This is a genomic window from Arthrobacter sp. UYEF36 (assembly GCF_040547025.1).
Classification (GTDB): Bacteria; Actinomycetota; Actinomycetes; order Actinomycetales; family Micrococcaceae; genus Arthrobacter.
This window is the reverse complement of the sequence record NZ_JBEPOX010000003.1, coordinates 40,671-57,914: the sequence shown is the minus strand read 5'-3', so window position 1 is coordinate 57,914 and position 17,244 is coordinate 40,671. Positions and strand designations below refer to the sequence as shown.

At 68.0% G+C, this 17,244-nt stretch carries 19 protein-coding genes; 7 read left to right on the top strand and 12 right to left on the bottom strand.

Annotated elements, in window-relative coordinates; translation table 11 throughout:
• Positions 1 to 11: 11 nt before the first annotated feature.
• Both ABIB29_RS06665 and ABIB29_RS06660 read left to right on the top strand, forming a co-directional pair.
• Positions 12 to 1,001 (top strand): hypothetical protein, encoded by a 990-nt coding sequence (locus ABIB29_RS06665; RefSeq protein ID WP_354171208.1) that lies wholly within the window; start codon positions 12 to 14, stop codon positions 999 to 1,001.
• Between the two features lie 71 nt (positions 1,002 to 1,072).
• Positions 1,073 to 1,438, top strand: coding sequence for a nuclear transport factor 2 family protein (locus ABIB29_RS06660; RefSeq protein WP_354171206.1), 366 nt, complete (start codon positions 1,073 to 1,075; stop codon positions 1,436 to 1,438).
• A 3-nt stretch (positions 1,439 to 1,441) separates the two neighbouring features.
• On the opposite strand, the gene ABIB29_RS06655 is transcribed toward ABIB29_RS06660, so the two are convergent.
• Entirely contained in the window at positions 1,442 to 2,092 is a 651-nt protein-coding gene (locus tag ABIB29_RS06655) for a LysE family translocator (protein ID WP_354171204.1), read from the bottom strand.
• A gap of 103 nt (positions 2,093 to 2,195) precedes the next feature.
• Between ABIB29_RS06655 and ABIB29_RS06650 the strand changes: the two genes are divergently transcribed.
• Positions 2,196 to 2,651 carry an Lrp/AsnC family transcriptional regulator gene (locus ABIB29_RS06650; protein ID WP_354171202.1) on the top strand — a complete coding sequence of 152 codons (456 nt, stop codon included), beginning with the start codon at positions 2,196 to 2,198 and terminating at the stop codon, positions 2,649 to 2,651.
• Between the two features lie 18 nt (positions 2,652 to 2,669).
• Here the strand turns inward: ABIB29_RS06650 and ABIB29_RS06645 are convergent, their stop codons facing one another.
• On the bottom strand, positions 2,670 to 3,128 hold the full coding sequence (locus ABIB29_RS06645; protein WP_354171578.1) for an Lrp/AsnC family transcriptional regulator: 459 nt from the start codon (positions 3,126 to 3,128) through the stop codon (positions 2,670 to 2,672).
• Between the two features lie 475 nt (positions 3,129 to 3,603).
• Between ABIB29_RS06645 and gluQRS the strand changes: the two genes are divergently transcribed.
• Together gluQRS and ABIB29_RS06635 are read left to right on the top strand one after the other, a co-directional pair.
• Positions 3,604 to 4,500, top strand: coding sequence for a tRNA glutamyl-Q(34) synthetase GluQRS (gluQRS, locus tag ABIB29_RS06640; protein WP_354171200.1), 897 nt, complete (start codon positions 3,604 to 3,606; stop codon positions 4,498 to 4,500).
• A 9-nt stretch (positions 4,501 to 4,509) separates the two neighbouring features.
• The gene (locus tag ABIB29_RS06635) at positions 4,510 to 5,166 is read left to right on the top strand and encodes an HD domain-containing protein (RefSeq protein WP_354171198.1); all 657 of its coding nucleotides are present in this window, start codon (positions 4,510 to 4,512) and stop codon (positions 5,164 to 5,166) included.
• Positions 5,167 to 5,247: 81 nt separating this feature from the next.
• Here the strand turns inward: ABIB29_RS06635 and ABIB29_RS06630 are convergent, their stop codons facing one another.
• The 7 genes from ABIB29_RS06630 to ABIB29_RS06600 all read right to left on the bottom strand — a co-directional run bounded on the left by ABIB29_RS06630 (position 5,248) and on the right by ABIB29_RS06600 (position 12,824).
• Complete coding sequence (locus ABIB29_RS06630) at positions 5,248 to 6,564, bottom strand: ATP-binding protein (protein WP_354171196.1); 1,317 nt, start codon at positions 6,562 to 6,564, stop codon at positions 5,248 to 5,250.
• Between the two features lie 121 nt (positions 6,565 to 6,685).
• Positions 6,686 to 8,257 carry an amino acid permease gene (locus ABIB29_RS06625; protein WP_354171194.1) on the bottom strand — a complete coding sequence of 524 codons (1,572 nt, stop codon included), beginning with the start codon at positions 8,255 to 8,257 and terminating at the stop codon, positions 6,686 to 6,688.
• Between the two features lie 26 nt (positions 8,258 to 8,283).
• Positions 8,284 to 9,699 carry an aspartate ammonia-lyase gene (locus ABIB29_RS06620; RefSeq protein ID WP_354171193.1) on the bottom strand — a complete coding sequence of 472 codons (1,416 nt, stop codon included), beginning with the start codon at positions 9,697 to 9,699 and terminating at the stop codon, positions 8,284 to 8,286.
• A gap of 8 nt (positions 9,700 to 9,707) precedes the next feature.
• Positions 9,708 to 10,748 carry an asparaginase gene (locus ABIB29_RS06615; RefSeq protein WP_354171191.1) on the bottom strand — a complete coding sequence of 347 codons (1,041 nt, stop codon included), beginning with the start codon at positions 10,746 to 10,748 and terminating at the stop codon, positions 9,708 to 9,710.
• A gap of 68 nt (positions 10,749 to 10,816) precedes the next feature.
• Positions 10,817 to 11,524, bottom strand: coding sequence for a FadR/GntR family transcriptional regulator (locus ABIB29_RS06610; protein ID WP_354171190.1), 708 nt, complete (start codon positions 11,522 to 11,524; stop codon positions 10,817 to 10,819).
• A gap of 92 nt (positions 11,525 to 11,616) precedes the next feature.
• On the bottom strand, positions 11,617 to 12,219 hold the full coding sequence (locus ABIB29_RS06605) for a DUF305 domain-containing protein (RefSeq protein ID WP_354171188.1): 603 nt from the start codon (positions 12,217 to 12,219) through the stop codon (positions 11,617 to 11,619).
• Between the two features lie 137 nt (positions 12,220 to 12,356).
• Positions 12,357 to 12,824 carry a hypothetical protein gene (locus tag ABIB29_RS06600; protein ID WP_354171186.1) on the bottom strand — a complete coding sequence of 156 codons (468 nt, stop codon included), beginning with the start codon at positions 12,822 to 12,824 and terminating at the stop codon, positions 12,357 to 12,359.
• Positions 12,825 to 12,967: 143 nt separating this feature from the next.
• On the opposite strand from ABIB29_RS06600, the gene ABIB29_RS06595 reads away from it, so the two are divergent.
• Both ABIB29_RS06595 and ABIB29_RS06590 read left to right on the top strand, forming a co-directional pair.
• Positions 12,968 to 13,303, top strand: coding sequence for an ArsR/SmtB family transcription factor (locus tag ABIB29_RS06595; RefSeq protein WP_354171184.1), 336 nt, complete (start codon positions 12,968 to 12,970; stop codon positions 13,301 to 13,303).
• Positions 13,300 to 14,418 (top strand): cation diffusion facilitator family transporter, encoded by a 1,119-nt coding sequence (locus ABIB29_RS06590; RefSeq protein ID WP_354171183.1) that lies wholly within the window; start codon positions 13,300 to 13,302, stop codon positions 14,416 to 14,418. The genes ABIB29_RS06595 and ABIB29_RS06590 overlap by 4 nt, the downstream gene beginning before the upstream one ends.
• On the opposite strand, the gene ABIB29_RS06585 is transcribed toward ABIB29_RS06590, so the two are convergent.
• From ABIB29_RS06585 to ABIB29_RS06575, 3 genes are all read right to left on the bottom strand, one after another.
• Entirely contained in the window at positions 14,415 to 15,371 is a 957-nt protein-coding gene (locus tag ABIB29_RS06585) for an L-lactate dehydrogenase (RefSeq protein ID WP_354171181.1), read from the bottom strand. The two genes, ABIB29_RS06590 and ABIB29_RS06585, sit on opposite strands and share 4 nt — an antisense overlap.
• 17 nt (positions 15,372 to 15,388) lie before the next feature.
• Entirely contained in the window at positions 15,389 to 16,132 is a 744-nt protein-coding gene (locus ABIB29_RS06580; RefSeq protein WP_354171179.1) for a glucose 1-dehydrogenase, read from the bottom strand.
• A 166-nt stretch (positions 16,133 to 16,298) separates the two neighbouring features.
• Positions 16,299 to 16,916: a uracil-DNA glycosylase family protein gene (locus ABIB29_RS06575; protein ID WP_056429157.1), complete on the bottom strand. Its 618-nt coding sequence runs from the start codon at positions 16,914 to 16,916 to the stop codon at positions 16,299 to 16,301.
• Positions 16,917 to 17,244: the final 328 nt, after the last annotated feature.

Genomic DNA, 17,244 nt, shown 5'->3' with positions numbered 1-17,244 from the left:
AGCATGGATGTATGAGCGCCGGACCAGCTGAATCCGCACCCCGCCCAGCCCTGTACCACGACCAGCGCGACCTGGCGCCGTTCCGAACCCCGGTCATCCGGACGCCTGTCCGCGGCCTTGCCGAGGGCGTGGGCGGTGCGGTCTCCGGAGTCCTGGCGGGGCGGATCCGCGGCACCTTGCCCGTGGAGGGCGGCGCGCCCCGGCTCGGCAAAGTGGGCGGCAGGGCCCCGGGCAAGGCGGCGAAGGCCGTGCACGCCGCCATCTTCGGCAGCCCCGACCCTAACCGGCTGATCGCCCTGGCGCACACCTACCCCGGGTGGGCCGGGTTGTGCTACCTGATGGCCGGGCTGCAAAGCCACAGCCACGGCGGCCACCTGCGCGCCGCCGAACTGCTCCAGCGCGGGATGCTGACCAGGAACGACGACGACGCGAACCGCTACGCCTCCACCTACCTGGCACGTGTCATCACCCGGGTCTCCGTGGCAGAGCGGGTCGATGTTCCGGTCCTCTTCAGCGAGGAGGGAGTGTTCCTGGCGCTGTCCCACTCGTTGCGCGAGACCGGCCAGAGGGAGGCTGCCCTTGCGGCGCTGACCGGGCTTCCGCCGTCGTTGCCCATGGCGCTGGCACGCTGCTCGCTGGCCGCCGCGCTGGGGCGGCACGAGGACGTGGTGGCTGACACTGACGGGCTGCTCAACGGGGATGACCTTTCGGCGGCACTGCTGCTGGTCCGGGCACGCTCGCTGCGGAAACTTGGTGCCAATGCGGCCGCCCAGGCCGCCCTGCAGGAGGTCGTGCGCCGACGCGGTACCGACTTCACGCTCCGTAGCGATGCCCTGACGGACCGGGCGCTCCTGCTGCTGGACAACGGGCGGAAGGCGCTGAACCGGTTGGAGTGGCAGCACCGCCAGCCCGCCGATCTGGAGACGGTCCGGGCCATCCGCAAGGACGCGGAACTGCATGAGCTCTGGGATCGGGAATACGGCCGGCCCGACGAGGACTGAACCATGGCCAGGGGTCCCGCGGCGGATCAATGGCCCTTGCGGGCTCCGGAAAGCAGGGGTACAACCGAGGGATGAGGGATGCCGCAGCGCGCTGGATGCAGCACTACATCACGGCCTGGACGTCGAATGAGCCGGAGGACATCAGGGCGCTGTTCACTGAAGACGCCGTCTACTCCACCCGCCCGGATGATCCCGAAGCGTGGACCGGGCGCGAGCAGATCGTGGAGCGCTGGATCGCCAGCCATGATGAGCCGGGGGACTGGACGTTCGAGTGGAAGGTCCTCGGTGTCGACGGCGGAAGGGCTTTCGTGCAGGGCCGCACCGACTACCTTGGCGACAGCCGGAGTTACGACAACCTCTGGATCATCCAGCTCACGGGCGACGGGCGCGCCACAGCGTTCACCGAGTGGTACATGCCGCGCCCCGTGGCCGGCTGAGGTTCAGCCGCGGGCCAGGGCCTGGCCCAGGAGCGGCACCAGCTGCTCGGACAGCAGGACGGCGCCCAGCGCCACCATAATGATGCCGCTGGCGAGCGTCACTTTCCGCGCCGCCCCCGGCCGGGAGTGCAGCAGTCTGCGTGCCAGCAAGGCAACGCAGCTGTAGACCACGGCGACCAGGAGGACAAACGTCAGGCCGAGGAGGCCGGACTGTACCGGCACCGGCAGGGAAGCCTCGGGGCTGACAAACTGCGGCACCAGCGCCACGTAAAACAGCAGGCCCTTGGGGTTGATGCCACTGGTTCCCACGCCCTGCAGGAAGGTCCGGAACTGGTTCGCCGGTGCCCGCACCCCTGCGCTGCCGAAACTCGCCCCGCGCCAGGTCCGGATGGTCGTCAGTCCGAGCCAGAGGAGATAGGCCGCGCCGGCCACCGTCAGCCATCCCAGCATTCCGGGCACCCCTGTGAGCAAGGCTGCCAGCCCCGCCACCAGAAGCACCGTGTGCAGGACGTAGCCCCCGCAGAGTCCCGCCACGGCCGGCACGAAGCTGCGCTGCTTCAGGCCGGCGGTGATGGAATACGCCCAGTCCACCCCCGGAGTGCAGGCAAGGGCGCCGGCGACCAGCAAAAAGGCGAGGAAGAGCTGGGGATTCATGGCGGTCTCCCGACGTTTCGGTACAGGAAAAGTCTAGAAAATTAACCGCCGGAAGTGTTCCCTCTTTTCGCGGATAAATGCCGCCCGGCGGTAAGATTATTGCGTGATTGACCACTTGGACAGAAGTATTTTGCGCTACCTCAAAGAGGACGGGCGCATGACGGCGACGGCGCTCGCCGCCAGGGTGGGCTTGACCGTGGCGCCCTGCCACCGGCGGCTCCGCGACCTGGAGGCCTCCGGCGTCATCCGCGGCTACCGGGCGGACATCGACCCGTCCGCCGTCGGGCTTGGGTTCGAGGCGATCGTCTTCGTCACGCTGCGCCAGGTGGACCGGGCAACGATGGAGATTTTCGAGAACCGCGTGGCGGACAACCCGAATATCGTGGAGGCGCAACGGCTGTTCGGTTCCCCCGACTACCTGCTGAAAGTCATCGCCGAGGACCTGCCCGCCTACCAGCGCTTCTACGACAGCGAGCTCACGTCGCTGCCCGGCGTCGAACGGCTGACGTCGACGCTGGTGATGAAGAACCTGAAATCCAACACGGGACCGCCTGTCTAGTCCGAAGGCGCCGGACGGTCAGGCGCCCAGCAGTCCCGTGGTCCGGTAAGGGATGACTTCGCGCAGGAACATGCTGGTGGAGGTCCGCACGATCCCCGGGCAGAGCCGGATTTCCTCGGAGACGCGGTAGAGGTCGTCCGGGCTTTTCGCCACCACCCGGATCAGCAGGTCCGTCTCGCCGGCCGGGGCGTGGCATTCCAGCACTTCCGGAATGTTCCGCAGCGCAGCGATCGCCTCGTTAAGGTGGCTCTGGTCCAACTCGGCGCTGACCGACGCCGCCACGCCGCGGCCCAGCGCGGATGGCACCACCCGGCTGCTGTTCGGCCGCAGAGCGCCCGACGCCGTCATCCGCTCCAGGCGCGACTGCACGGTACCGCGGGCCAGCCCCAGTTTCTGGGCCAGCACCATGATGGGTAGCCGTGGATCCTGGTCGAGGGCGAGGAGGATTCGCCGGTCGGTCGCGTCGAGTTCCTGCATAGTGACCACTTTCTGCGCTTCGACCCGGATCGAGTTGATCAGATTGACCAGTGTAACCGGGGTCCGTTGCACCAACTGTAGGACTTCTGTTGAAATAGTGACAACAAAGGGACGAAGGCCACCGCCGGATCCCCCAGGCTACAAGTACCCCGGAACACCACCCGGACCTTGGATGAGGCTTCCCGCAAGGAACCCGCCCGCTGACTGACTCTTGTTCACACCATCGTCTTTCCGCACCAATCCCCGCATTCGCAGTGCCATGGCCCGGAGCAACGCCCCGAGCCCGGCACGGCAAGAGCCCCTGAGCCACCGACGTCGGTTTTCCCGGAGTCATCGGTAGCTGAGGGGCTCTTGTGCTGTGCCCCTAAAGACAACGCGGGGTCACCTCCGGCCCATGTTCGGTCCCGCCATGGGCCGGAGGTGACCCCGCGTTGCTGTTGTGGGGCACCGCGTTGGCGGAGCATAGGCTGGTGCCATGACTTCTGCCGGCCGTTTCGCCCCCAGTCCCTCCGGCGAGCTGCATGTCGGCAACCTCCGCACCGCCCTCCTCGCCTGGCTCTTCGCCCGGTCCACCGGCCGCCGGTTCCTGATGCGGGTTGAGGACCTCGACAGGGCCCGGGCCGGCGCCGAGGCAGAGCAGCTCCGGGACCTGGCCGCGATCGGCATCACGTGGGACGGTAGCGTCGTCCGCCAGACCGACCGCGAGCCCCTCTACACCGAGGCGATCGCCGGGCTGACCGCGGCGGGCCTGACCTATGAGTGCTTCTGCACCCGCCGCGAAATCCAGGAGGCGCCGTCCGCGCCGCACGCTCCGCAGGGAGCCTACCCGGGCACCTGCCGGAACCTGTCCGAGGCGGAACGTGCGGCCAAGCGGGCCGTCCGTCCCGCAGCGGTCCGGCTCAAGTCCGCCGTGACCGCGGGGACAGTGCAGGACGTGCTGCACGGCAGCTACACCGGAGTGGTCGACGACTTTGTGCTGCGCCGCAATGACGGCGTGACGGCCTACAACCTGGCCGTGGTGGTGGACGACGCCGCCCAGGGCATCGACCAGGTGGTCCGCGGCGACGACCTGCTGCCCTCAACGCCCCGGCAGGCCTACCTTGCCTCGCTTCTGAATATGCCTGTGCCGGAATATGCGCATGTTCCGCTGGTGCTGAACGCCGACGGCGCCCGGCTCGCCAAGCGCGACGGTGCTGTTACGCTCACGGACCTCTCGGCCGCCGGCGTGCCCGTGGACGTGGTGCGGGACGCGCTGTTGGCATCGCTCGACCTGCCGTCCGGGCCGCTCGAGCTGGCGCTGGCCGTGTTTGACCCCGCCGCGCTGCCGCGGGAGCCGTGGATCTGGCCCGGGATGGCCGGGCCGGACGCGTAGGCTGGAGGCATGTCAGAACCAGAGTTCAGGGAAGCCCGCAGCCCGCAGCCGAGTTTTACCGTCGAGACAGCAAAGATCCTCGCCGAGGTGGCCCACAACCGGCAGAAGGACAAGCTCAAGCGGCCCTACCGCGAGCACGTGATCGCCGTCGGGGATGCCCTGGCGGACTTCGATGACGACATCAGGATTGCCGGCTACCTGCACGACATCGCCGAGGACACCCCGATGACGCGTCAGGCGCTGCTGGACATGGGCGTCACCGAGCGGGCCGTGGACATCATCGAGCGCGTCACCAAACGCCTGCACGAGAACCCGGACGACTATCAGGCCGGCATCCGCTATATCGCCGAGGACCACGACGCCACCCTGGTGAAAATCGCGGACAATGCGCACAATTCCCTGCCGGAGCGCGTCAGGGCGCTGGCCGAGAAGTGGCCGGACAAGCCGCCGGTCACCCGCTATAACGAGGCCCGCCCGGTGCTTTACGCTGCCGTACCGGTGGAGGAAACCCGGAAGATCCTGGCCCGGATCAACCCGTGGCTCCTGGAGGAACTCGACGATCTGCTCGACGAGGCGGACGACACCGACTACGAGAACCTCGCCTACGAGGACGCCACGGAGGCCGAACCGTCCGAGGCGGAGCCCACGCGGCCAGTTCACCGGTAACCTGCGGGGGTCGCCGTAGCGTTACGGCGACATCGCAGGCTTCCGGCGAGTTCGGTGCGTGAACGCTCCGGACCCCAGGAGTTAGACCCGGCCCAGGGCGTCGATGTCCTCGAGGAACTGCTGGTGGACCTCATCGCTGACCGTGGTCCGCGTGTCCGCGATCGCATCAAGATAGTCCTGTGTCGCGGGACCCTTCCGGACCGCGTCGCGGAGGGCGGCGCTGCCGCTGGAAGCCAGCCCGCCGTCGTCGTACACCGCCTTCTCCAGCGCACGCTGGGACGCGCTCCGGGCCGCGTACTCGATGTCCGCGGGGGAGAACCCCTCGGTCCGGTCCACCAGCAGCTCCACGTCCACATCGTCCACCACCGTGGCGGGAATGAACCGCTGCCACATGGCCTCGCGGGCCTGGCGGTCGGGCAGGCCGATGGGGATGACGTAGTCGAAGCGGCCGTGGCGCAGGAACGCGGTGTCCAGGGCGCGGATGAAGTTGGTGGCGCAGACCAGCAGCCGGCCCGGCTGTTCGCGGAAGGCCGGGATGATCTTGAGGAGTTCGTTGGTGACCCCCTGCAGCGGCGACGGCGGTTCCCCGGAGCGCTGGGAAGCGATCTCCTCCACCTCATCGATGAAGACGACGGCGTGCTCCAGCTCGGCGATCTCCAGGAAGGTTTCGCGCAGCGCACCCGCGAGGCCCTTGGGATCGGAGGCCAGCCGGGAGGGGAAGACCTCCACGAACGGCCACTCGAGGCGGGAAGCTATCGCCTTCGCGAAGGTGGTTTTGCCCGTGCCGGGAGGGCCGAAGAGGACGACCGCGCGCGGCGGCACCACACCGTACTCGTCGGCGAGGTCGGCCTCGGCCAGCGGCAGGACCAGACGGCGCTCCAGGAGCTCTTTCTCGTTCCGCATGCCGGCGACGTTTTCCCAGAGGTCGCGGGCCAAAATCCGGCCGCCGAGCTGGCTGAGGGGTTCGAGTTCCTGGCGCTGCACCGGGATCTTCCGCTCGAAGTAGCGCAGGTTTTTCTTGAGCACGAAGCCGCGGCCCAGGAACGCCTCCACCCGGGTCTCGGATTCGGGCATGAGGGCGGAGAGCTTGTTCAGCCCGTGCGGCGCCATCCGGTTCTCGACGGCGGCCAGCAGGGACGTGCCGATCCCGCGGCCCCGGTACTCGGGGAGGGTGGCAAGGAAGACGATCCAGCCCTGGTCGTGGGCGGCGCGCCCGACGGCGGCGCCCACGACCTGGTCGCCCTGCACTGCGACGACGGCGTGGTCCTTTTCGCAGGAGGCCAGCACTTCGGAGAGTGCGTAGACCGGCTCGACGTTGGTGGCCTTGAGGGACTCCCAGAGGTGCAGGATGCCGTCGAGATCGGCGGAATGGAAATCCCTGATTCGCCAGTTGGTCATGAGGTGTCTCCCGGGTGGTTCGTCGCTGAGCCAGTGTGAAGCTGTCCGTTGAGCATATGCGAACTGCATCCGGGAGGGGTTGCGGGGACGTTGCGTTACGGCGGGGCGGAATGCCGGGAGGCTACTCCGGATCTCCGCCGGCGTCCCTTCCGGGCCGGGCGGCAACGCGCGGAGACGGGCCGGTGAAGCCGTCGCGGACGGCGGCGATTTCCAGGATGCGGTGCCGACTGAGGCGCCAGCCGAGCATCAGGAGCGGAACGATGACCACGAGGGACGCGATGGTCCACGTTCCCACGGGCGAGTCGAATGCCATGAGGATCAGCACCGCCAGGAGGAAGGCCAGGGTGACCCAGCCCGTGACGGGGGCGCCGGGCATCCGGAAAGTGGGCCGGAGCAGTTCCCCCCGGGCTGCCAGCCGGGCCAGCTGCATCTGGCACAGGACGATCATGGCCCAGGTGGCGATGATGCCCAGCGATGCGACGTTCAGGACGATCTCGAAGGCCTCGGCCGGGACGAGAGCGTTCAGGATGACGCCCAGGACGGCTACGGCGGCGGTAAGGGCGATGCCTCCGTAGGGGACGCCGGCCTTGTTCATCCGGGCAGCGAATTGCGGCGCAGAACCCGAAATGGACATGGACCGCATGATCCGGCCGGTGGAGTAGAGGCCGGCGTTGAGCGAGGACAGTGCTGCGGTCAGGACCACGAGGTTCATGATGGCGTCCACGCCGTCGACCCCGATCGAGCCGAAGAACGTCACGAACGGGCTTTCACCGGCCTTGTAGGAGCTGTAGGGCAACAGCAGCGAGAGCAGCACGAGCGAGCCGACGTAGAACACCGCGATCCGGACGATCACCGTATTGATGGCCCGCGGCATGATTTTTTCCGGGTTTTCCGTCTCGCCGGCGGCAGTGCCGATCAGCTCGATCGAGGCGTAGGCGAAGACAACACCCTGCATCACCACGATTGCGGGCAGCAGGCCGTTGGGGAACATGCCGCCGTTGTCCGCGATCAGGCTGAAGCCGACCTCTTGGCCGGCGACGGGGGTGCCGAAGATGACGAAGTAGATGCCGACGAGAAGGAAGGTCACGAGCGCCACCACTTTGATCAGCGCAAACCAGAATTCGAGCTCGCCGAACACCTTGACGCTGACGAGGTTGAGGCCCAGGACGAGGATCAGGGCAGCCAGGGCCCAGGCCCACTGCGGCACGTCCGCGATCGGCGCCCAGTACTTCTTGAAGAAGTTCATGTACAGCGCGACGGCGGTGATGTCCACGATCGCCGTCATGGCCCAGTTCAGCCAGTACAGCCAGCCGGTGACAAAGGCGGCCTTCTCGCCGAAGAATTCGCGGGCATAGGAGACAAACGAGCCCGACGACGGCCGGTGCATCACGAGTTCGCCGAGGGCGCGCAGGATCATGAAGGCAAAGAACCCGCAGACGGCATAGCTGATGACAAGGGCAGGGCCGGCAGTGGCGAGACGGCCGCCGGCGCCCATGAACAGGCCGGTACCGATGGCGCCGCCGATCGCGATCATCTGCACCTGCCGGGGTTTCAGGCCCTTGTGGTAGCCCTGGTCCTCGGCGTGGAGCGCTGCCTCGGAGGCATGGGCATGGACGGGAATGGTGTGGTCGGAGACGGCGGGCTGCTGCAGGGCCGGTTGTTTTTGGGCGCGGGCAGTTTCGGGATAAGTCATGGGGGTCCTTCGGGTTCGAGGGTGCGCTACTTGCTCAGATTGGCCAGGCGTTGCGGGCTGAGGAGGTCGGCGAGCTGCTCGGCGGTGAGCAGCCCGTGTTCGAGTACGAGTTCCGCGACGCCCTTGCCGGTGGCGAGGGCTTCCTGGGCGATGGCCGTGGCCGTGGCGTAGCCCAGGTGCGGGTTGAGGGCGGTGACGAGGCCGATTGACTGTTCCACCGTGAGGCGGAGCCGTTCGGTGTTGGCGGTGATGCCCCGGACACAGCGGGCCGTGAGGGTGCGGCAGGCGGCTTCCAGGTGGGAGATGCTCTTGTGGAGGCTGTGGACAATGATCGGTTCGAAGGCGTTGAGCTGCAGCTGCCCGGCCTCGGCCGCCATGGTGATGGTCACGTCATTGCCGATGACCTCATAGGCCACCTGGCTGACCACTTCCGGGATGACCGGGTTGATCTTGCCCGGCATGATCGAGGAGCCGGACTGGACGGCGGGGAGGTTGATTTCGCCGAACCCGGCGCGCGGGCCGGAGGAGAGCAGCCGCAGGTCGTTGCAGATCTTGGACAGTTTCACCGCGACCCGCTTGAGCACGCCGGAGAGGTGTACAAAGGCACCGACGTCCTGGGTGGCCTCGATCAGGTCCACCGCCGTGACGAGCGGGAGGCCCGTGATTTCGGCCAGGTGCCGGCAGGCGGCCTCGGCGTAGCCGGCCGGTGCGTTGAGGCCGGTGCCGATCGCCGTGGCGCCGAGGTTGATTTCGTGGATCAGCAGGTCGGCTTCGGCCAGGCGGAGCCGGTCCTCGCCGATCGTGACGGCGTAGGTGCCGAATTCCTGGCCGAGCGTCATGGGGACGGCGTCCTGCAGTTGGGTGCGGCCCATTTTCACCACCGTGCGGAATTCGAGGGCTTTGGCGGCGAAGGCGTCTTCGAGCTCGGTGAGGGCATCGAGCAGTTCCCGGGCGGCGAAGATCGTTCCGAGCTTGACTGCGGTGGGGTAGACGTCGTTGGTGGACTGGCTGAGGTTGACGTGGTCGTTGGGGTGCAGCCGCGCGTAGTCGCCCTTCGGGTGTCCGAGGATTTCCAGGGCACGGTTGGCGATCACCTCGTTGGCGTTCATATTCGACGACGTCCCGGCACCGCCCTGGATGACGTCCACTACGAAGTGCTCGCTGAGCTTGCCGTTCATGACGTCGGTGCAGGCCTCCTCGATGGCCCGGGCGCGCACGGCGTCGAGCAGCCCGAGTTCCTGGTTGGTGCGGGCGGCGGCCAGTTTGACGGCGGCCAGCCCGCGGACCAGATACATGTTGGAGGACAGCGGCTGGCCCGTGATGGGGAAGTTCTCCACAGCACGGAGGGTGTGGACGCCCCAGTAGGCGTCGGCGGGAACGTCCCGGTCACCCAGGAGGTCGTGTTCGGAGCGGAAGTCTGCGGGTTCGTCGAGCGAGGTCATGGCGGTCCTTAACGGGCGTTGGGGGCGTTGGAGGTTTCGAGGGAGGCGAGGAAATCGGCGGCCTGCAGCAGCCCGGCGGGCCGGCCGCCGCCCAGCACAGGTGCCGCGGCGATGCGCGCCAAGGGAGAGGTATCGACGTCGAGCGCGGCCAGGACGCGGACGGTGACGGGCATCCGGGCGCGGTCTCCGCCGTCGGAGATCTTCACGGCGATTGCGCGGCCGTCCGGCAGGCCCACCAGCTGGACGCCCTCGAAGCCGTCCTTGGCCAGGAGGCCGGGGACCAGGCGTATTAGTGCGGTGACATCCCGGCCCTCGCCCGCCACCATCTCCGGGTGGCGGCGCATGGCGCTGGCGACAGCGGCTTCCGCGCTGGCGGGTCCCGTTGCCGAGGCCAGCCGGCCGAAGGCGCGGGCCATGCCTCGCAGGGTAAGGGCGAAGAGCGGGGTGCCGCAGCCATCCGTGGACGTGCGCTCCGGTTCCTCGCCGGTCAGGTCTGCTACGGTCCGGGCCACGAGCCGCTGCAGCGGGTGCGCCGGGTCCAGGTATCCCAGGACCGGCCAGCCGTTGATGACGCAGGTGGCTGCCATCGCGGCGTGCTTTCCGGAGCAGTTCTGCGCCAGTTGGGTGGCCTGCCCGCCGCCGCTGAGCCATTCCTCGCGCTCGCGGACGCCATAAGGGAGGTCGGTGTTGTTCTCGAGGTCATCAGGGGTCAGCCCGTGCAGTTCCAGGATGCGCAGCGCGCCGTAGCGGTGGGCGGCAGCCCCGGAGTGGCTGGCGGCCGCGAGGGCGAGGAGTTCGTCCGGGAGGTCCAGGCCGGCGCGGACCATGGCGACGGCCTGCAGGGGCTTGAGGGCGGAGCGCGGGTAGAACGGGGCGAGGGGCTGGCCGGCGGTCAGGAGGGTCCGGCCGTCCGCCGCGGTGGCGATTACCGAGCCGTGGTGGACGCTCTCGACCAGGCCGTCGCGGGTCTGGACCGCAAGCGGGACGTGCGCCGGGAGCCTCCCCGGAGCCAGCGGAGTCGGGATGTGCGCGAGGGCAGGAGAAATCATGGCGTCCTTTGGCGGTGGTGTTGGCAGTTTCTGGATAAGCCGCTGCTGAATCTGCTTTGGCGCGGGGGTCAGGCGCCTGGCTGGGGGTTGAGAATCGAGTCGAGGGCAATGCCAACGGCATGCAGGTGCTGGCTCATGGCAATGCGCGCCGTTGCCGCGTCGCCCGCCTCGATGGCGGCCAGGATGCGCCGGTGTTCCTCATCGGATGCGTGCTGCCGGTCCGCCACCATGTTCAGGGTTTCGGACTGGTGGGCAAGGGCCTCCCGAATATCCGAGACGACATTTTCGAACACCTTGTTCCGGCTGGCCCTCGCGATCAACGCGTGGAAGCTCGAGTCCAGGCCCACCCACACTTCGGGGTCGTCCTCGGCGGTCATCGCGGCAACGATGTCCCGCATGGTGTCCAGTTCCTCGGGCGAACGGCGTTCTGCAGCCAGACCGGCGGCGGGAACCTCGATGTGGGGACGGGCCTCCGTGAGGTCTCGTGCCGAGTATTGACCAAGCACCAGGTCTTTGGCCACGCGGTCGGCGACGACAAACGTCCCACGCCCGGTCCTGGTGACGGTCAGCCCCAAAGCGGTGCAGGAACGCAAGGCCTCGCGGACCACGGAGCGGCTCACGCCGTACTGCTGGGCCAGCGCGGCCTCGGAGCTCAACTTGGCGCCGACGCCGAGCTTGCCGGATTCGATTTCGGAGCGGAGGACATTGAAGACTGCTTCGGCCGCACTGAGGCGGGCGAGAGGCTGTCCTGCTGTCCGGCTGTCTGACAGGTTCACGCTTAAAATATGGCAGGCGTCACACCGGAGTGTCAACTGTGACGGCGGCCCGCGGTCCGGGGCCGCCGTCATCGTGAGGCCCTCGTGTTGGTCTACAGCCCCGCGAGCAGCTCTTTCATTTCCTTGATTTCGTCCGTCTGGGAGGCCGTGATGTCCTTGCCCAGCTGGACGGCTTCGGCATTCTTGCCGCTCCTGACCTGGGCGTTCGCCATCTCGACGGCGCCTTCGTGGTGCTCGATCATCTGGCTGAGAAACAGCTTTGCGGCGTCGTTGCTCTGGGCGGTGTCGAGCTTTGTGAGGTCCTCGCCGCTCATCATGCCGGTCATGGAGTGGCCGCCTGGCGCCTGGGTGGGTTCGTTCCAGTCCTCGAGCCAGCCGGTCATCTTGTCGATCTCGGGCGCCTGGGCGGCCTTGATCTTCGTTGCCAGCGCGGTGATCCTGGCCTCGATGCCCTGCTTCTTCAGGATGATGTCGCTCATCTCCACGGCCTGGGCGTGGTGCGGAATCATCCCCTGGGCGAACATGGTGTCCGAGCCGTTGTGGTCCGCGGCTGCGGGTGCGGCACTTGAGCCCATGGTGCTGTGGTCCATGCCTGGCGTGCTGCTGCTGCCGCCGGAACTGCCGGGGGTGGAGCAGCCGGCCAGGGCGATAACGGCGGCGAGGGCGGTGGCGGAAATAGTGAGGGTCTTCTTCATGGGAGTTCGTGTCCTTCGTGGATCCGGCGGCCGAAGACACCGGTGGTGTGGAGAGGCGCGGGAGACCGCCGGGGTCGGCGGCAGCGCGCTGTGGTCAGGTGGTGACGCGCCGACGTCTTCACGGCGCATGCCTATTCCTACGTGCGGCTGATGGACAGGTCCCGGGGTGTTGGCGTCCCGGGCCGGTAGGCATAGCCGGACAGGCGGTCAGCCGGCGCCGTGCTCCAGGGCTGGGCCTCCAGCAGTGTGGTCCCGGGCTGCGGGGCGCTTAACGAAGCGCCCGCCGGGGATGGCGTGCAGTCGATATGAGCGGAGGGCTTCTCGGCGCACCCGCCCTGGCAGACGCACGACGGCGGGACCTGGGTTCCGCCGATGGTCGCCGCTGCGGGTGTCACCGAAGGTGCGGTCTTTGCCGCAGCCGGGCCGGCGGTGTGCGGCGCCGCCGACCCTTGGATGCTGCCGGGAAGGGACGCCTGGGTGTGGGACCCGTGGGAGCCGGAAAGGATGTGCATGCTCAGGAAACCGGCGATCACGGCGAGCAGTCCGGCCAGCAGCGCGGCACGACGGAGGACGGCGGCGGGGTTGGCCGCGGCGGCTGCAGTCATCGTCATCCTCCTTTCACAGTCAGGGCCCTGGGCGTTGGCATAAAGCACTCAGGCTACCTGTCTTCAACGCCTGTCCCCGGAATTGTGTTCCGGCGGTGCAGTGCGCAATTGGCCGGCGCGGACAAGTGTGACAGTATCTGCGTATGAATGCAGATAAGCAGGTTGAGGTGGACAGTCCCCACGTGGAGCTGGCCGTCGAAGTGTTCTCCATGCTGGCCGACGCCACGCGTGTCCGGCTGATCCTCGCCCTGGGGGAGGGCGAGCTGCCGGTCAACGCCCTGGCGGAGCGCGTGGGGAAGCCGGCTTCAGCCGTCTCGCAGCACCTCGCCAAAATGCGGCTGGGCGGCATGGTCGCGACGCGGCAGGAAGGCACCAAAGTCTTCTATCGGCTGCAGAACGATCACGCCCGCCAACTGGTGATGGATGCAATCCACCAGGCCGAGCATGCGCTCGGCACTGCCCCGCGGCACGGCGCATGAACCGCCCGTCGGACGCCCTGGACGAGCACAACCACGGCGAAGGCCGGCAGCAAGCCCACGACGACGGCCACACCCACGATCACCCGCATGGCCACGCCCACGACGACGGCGCCCACGACGACGGCCACGACCACGGCCCGCACACCCACCCCCACACCCACGCCACCGGTCTGAAGGGCTGGCTTCAGTCAGTCTTCGTCCCGCACTCGCACGACGCTGCGGACTCCATCGATGAGGCGCTCGAATCCAGCTCGCAGGGCATCCGCGCGGTCAAGGTCTCCCTGCTCGGTCTCGGCGCCACCGCGGTGTTCCAGCTCGTGATCGTGCTGATCAGTGGCTCCGTGGCGCTGCTGGCCGACACGGTGCACAACTTCTCCGACGCGCTGACTGCGGTCCCGCTGTGGATCGCGTTCCTGCTGGGCCGCCGCAAGGCCACCCGGACCTACACCTACGGTTTCGGGCGGGCCGAGGATCTCGCCGGACTGTTCATCGTGGCGATGATCGCTCTCTCCGCCGTGGTGGCCGCCGTCGAATCGATCCGCCGTTTCTTCGAACCCCAGCCCGTGCACAACCTCGGCTGGGTGCTCGCCGCGGGGCTGGTGGGCTTCGCCGGCAACGAACTCGTGGCGATCTACCGGATCCGCGTCGGCCGGCGGATCGGATCCGCAGCCTTGGTGGCTGACGGCGTCCATGCCCGGACGGACGGCTTCACCTCGCTGGCCGTCGTCGTTGGTGTCATCGGCGTCTGGCTCGGCTTCCCGCTGGCGGATCCGCTCGTTGGCCTGCTGATTTCCGCCGCCATCGTCGTCCTCCTCTGGGGGACCGTGCGCGACGTCGGACGGCGGCTGATGGACGGCGTCGACCCTGGACTGACCCGGCGGGTCGAGGCCGTCGTCGCGGAACACTCCCGGTCTGGCGGCACCGCTCGGCTGCGCTGGTCCGGCCACCGGCTGCATGCCGAGATCACGGTGCCGATCGCGACGGACGCGCACCTGGTGGAGCTCGCCTCGGTGACGGCCAATCTGGAACGCGGGGTCCGCCGCGCCCTGCCGCACGTAGGATCGGTGACGATTGTGCCCGACTTCGCCGCGGCAGTGCAGCCACAGACCGCCTAAATCCCCAGTGTCGCGAGACTCTGCTGGAGCGTCTCCGCCGAGTGTTGCAGCGAGGCGAGTTCGCCGTCGTCCATGGGGGTCTCCAGAACTGCGCGGACGCCGCCGTGCCCCACAATGCTGGGCAGGGACAGTGCCACGCCGGTGATCCCGTACTGCCCGTCCAGCACGGTGGACACCGGCAGGACGGCGTTTTCCGCGCGCAGCAGGGCCTCCACGATGCGCGCGCCGGACAGTCCTATCGCGTAGTTCGTGGCGCCCTTCCCGGCGATCACCTTGTAGGCCGCCTGCGTCACTTCCCGCGCAGTTTCAGCGAGGTAGTCGGACGTGAAGACCCGTTCGCCGTCGACCGTCCAGTTGCGGATCGGGACCGGGCCGATCGTGGCGCCGGACCAGATGGGGAACTCGGTGTCGCCGTGCTCGCCCACCATGCTGGCGTGCACGCTGGTGAGGGAGACTCCGGCTTTGCGCGCCAGCAGCCAGCGCAGCCGCGACGTATCGAGCACGGTGCCGGAGGAGAAGATGCGCGAGGAGGGCAGGCCGGAGATCTTCTGCGCCGCGACCGTCAGCACATCGCAGGGGTTGGTCACCAGGACATAGACGGCGTCCGGGGCGTGCGCGAGCAGCTGCGGCATGAGCTGTTCGAGGATGCGGACGTTGGTGCCGGCCAGGTCCAGCCGCGTCTGGCCCGGGGCCTGTTTGGCCCCGGCGGTGATGACGACGACGTCGGCCCCTTCGGTCGCGGAAATGTCTCCGCCGCCGGTGACGGTGGCCGCAGCGGCGGCGAACTGGGTGCCGTGGGCCAGGTCCAGCACCTCGGCCTCGGCTTTGGTCGCGTTGACGTCGAAGAGGGCGACGCTGCTGGCCGAGCCGCGGATCAGGGCGGCGTAGGCGAGGGATGTGCCGACGCTGCCGGCGCCGACGATTGCGAGTTTCGATCCTGGACTCTGGGACATGGGTTTCTTCTTTCCGGTCAGACGGCGGGCGGCGCGACCGTGCCGGCGAGCTCGCCGCCGTCGATCACGAATTCGGCGCCCGTAATGTAAGAGGACTCGTCGCCGGCCAGAAATACCGCCAGGTCAGCGACCTCGGTGGGTTGTCCGATCCGGTGCAGCGGGACATGTCCCGTGTCGAACGTCATTCCCGCGGTCATGGGCGTCTCGATGACGCCGGGATGGACGGAATTGACCCGGGTGCCGGCGCCGCCGAGGTCCAGGGCGGCACTCTTGGTCAGGCCGCGGACCCCGAACTTCGATGCTGTGTAGCCCGAAAGGGCCTCGTAGCCCCGGAGTCCGGCGATCGAGGAGATGTTGATGATGGAGGCGGCGCCTGCCCGGGCCAGGGCTGGTGCCGCGGCTTTGATGCCGTTGAAGACGCCGGTGAGGTTCACGTCGATGGTCCGGGCCCACTGCTCGTGCGGATACACATCGATCCGGCCGAACGTCACGATTCCCGCGTTGTTGACCAGGACGCTGAGGCCGCCGAACGCGGTGACCGCCTCGCTCACGGCCGCGTCCCAGTCCGCCGGCTGCGTCACGTCGAGGCGGACGTACCGGGCCCTGTCTCCGAGCCGGACGGCCAGCTGGCGGCCGTCCTCGTCGAGGACATCGCCGACGACGACTCTTGCGCCTTCGTCAAGGAAGCGTTTCGCGATGGCAGCGCCGATGCCGCGGGCGCCGCCGCTGACCAGGGCCACCTTGCCGTCCAACCGTCCCATAGCTGAGTCCTTTTCGGATGCGGGAGCCTCCCCAGAGACGCGTCCGTCCGGGCTCGACACAAGCTCACCAAGCACCGCCCGGTTTGGGCAGGGCCGTTGGACCCTACGCGGACCCAGCCCGGGAGCGACGGCAGAACCGCCGTCGTGCGTGTCCCGATCCGCCGGATCAGAGGTGCTGGATGCCTGCCCGCTGCATGGCGTCCCTGTAGACCTCGACGTTCTTGCTCAGGAGTTCTTCCTGCTTGGCGGCCGAGACGGCGAACGCGCGGCCGCCCAGGGCGGTGGCCTTGTAGATCTTGACCCCGCGGTTTTTCAGGGAGGAGTGGTAGGTCTTCTCGAAGAGTGTCAGGAAGGCGTGCGCGTCCGCGCCGTGGGCGATGACGGCGGAAACGCGCTTGTTGATCTTGAGGAACTGGCGGAACGGCCGCAGGCCGTCCGTCTTCTCCTGGACGTTCAGCGCCGAGGGCAGCTCGGGATCGCGGACCCAGGGGTAGGCGTTCCACGGCATCACGTAGCGGGGGTCAAGTTCGACGGCCTCGTAGATGGAGGTCGCGCGGCGGGCTGCTTCGTCATCATTGAAGTGGGAGACGAAGCCCGACTCGGTGCCCTTGCCCGGGGCGATGTGGAGGCTGACGATCCGGCACTCGTCCTCGTCATGGACGGGGTCGATGTAGGGGACGACCGACCCCGGCTTCTTCTCCATCAGTTCGTCGCAAAGCTGCGTTACGGCGGCGATGTTCGGTTCCTGCAGCAGGGTCTTCTTTTCGTCCCAGTCAATCGTCACGATTTCTCCCTCAGCGCTCGGCGTCCAGAATCAGGCGTCTGGTTCCACTCTACGCTTTTGGGCGCTGGCGTGTTTTTTCGGCCAGGGAAGAGGCCACGGACCCCTAGCCACGGCTCCGCGGTCGGGTTTACGCTTAAACCGCCTGCAGGTAACCATCTGATTTGCTCGGGTCGTTCAGGACGCGCAAGTGTCCGAGCCAGCTCATAGCGAGATCGCGAAGGTACCTGCAGGTCCTGTGTCTAAGTGCAGCGCGTGCGGCGACTCAACGGCAGGCCCCGGCATCGGCCCAGCCCCACGCCCGACGGTCCAGTTCTGCAAGGTTCAGGCC

Bases quoted from the DNA above. Each gene is read 5' to 3' on its own strand.
- ABIB29_RS06665 (WP_354171208.1), top strand. From the start codon at position 12: ATGAGCGCCGGACCAGCTGAATCCGCACCCCGCCCAGCCCTGTACCAC.
- ABIB29_RS06660 (WP_354171206.1), top strand. From the start codon at position 1,073: ATGAGGGATGCCGCAGCGCGCTGGATGCAGCACTACATCACGGCCTGG.
- ABIB29_RS06655 (WP_354171204.1), bottom strand. From the start codon at position 2,092: ATGAATCCCCAGCTCTTCCTCGCCTTTTTGCTGGTCGCCGGCGCCCTT.
- ABIB29_RS06645 (WP_354171578.1), bottom strand. From the start codon at position 3,128: ATGCAGGAACTCGACGCGACCGACCGGCGAATCCTCCTCGCCCTCGAC.
- gluQRS (WP_354171200.1), top strand. From the start codon at position 3,604: ATGACTTCTGCCGGCCGTTTCGCCCCCAGTCCCTCCGGCGAGCTGCAT.
- ABIB29_RS06635 (WP_354171198.1), top strand. From the start codon at position 4,510: ATGTCAGAACCAGAGTTCAGGGAAGCCCGCAGCCCGCAGCCGAGTTTT.
- ABIB29_RS06630 (WP_354171196.1), bottom strand. From the start codon at position 6,564: ATGACCAACTGGCGAATCAGGGATTTCCATTCCGCCGATCTCGACGGC.
- ABIB29_RS06625 (WP_354171194.1), bottom strand. From the start codon at position 8,257: ATGACTTATCCCGAAACTGCCCGCGCCCAAAAACAACCGGCCCTGCAG.
- ABIB29_RS06620 (WP_354171193.1), bottom strand. From the start codon at position 9,699: ATGACCTCGCTCGACGAACCCGCAGACTTCCGCTCCGAACACGACCTC.
- ABIB29_RS06615 (WP_354171191.1), bottom strand. From the start codon at position 10,748: ATGATTTCTCCTGCCCTCGCGCACATCCCGACTCCGCTGGCTCCGGGG.
- ABIB29_RS06605 (WP_354171188.1), bottom strand. From the start codon at position 12,219: ATGAAGAAGACCCTCACTATTTCCGCCACCGCCCTCGCCGCCGTTATC.
- ABIB29_RS06600 (WP_354171186.1), bottom strand. From the start codon at position 12,824: ATGACTGCAGCCGCCGCGGCCAACCCCGCCGCCGTCCTCCGTCGTGCC.
- ABIB29_RS06595 (WP_354171184.1), top strand. From the start codon at position 12,968: ATGAATGCAGATAAGCAGGTTGAGGTGGACAGTCCCCACGTGGAGCTG.
- ABIB29_RS06590 (WP_354171183.1), top strand. From the start codon at position 13,300: ATGAACCGCCCGTCGGACGCCCTGGACGAGCACAACCACGGCGAAGGC.
- ABIB29_RS06585 (WP_354171181.1), bottom strand. From the start codon at position 15,371: ATGTCCCAGAGTCCAGGATCGAAACTCGCAATCGTCGGCGCCGGCAGC.
- ABIB29_RS06580 (WP_354171179.1), bottom strand. From the start codon at position 16,132: ATGGGACGGTTGGACGGCAAGGTGGCCCTGGTCAGCGGCGGCGCCCGC.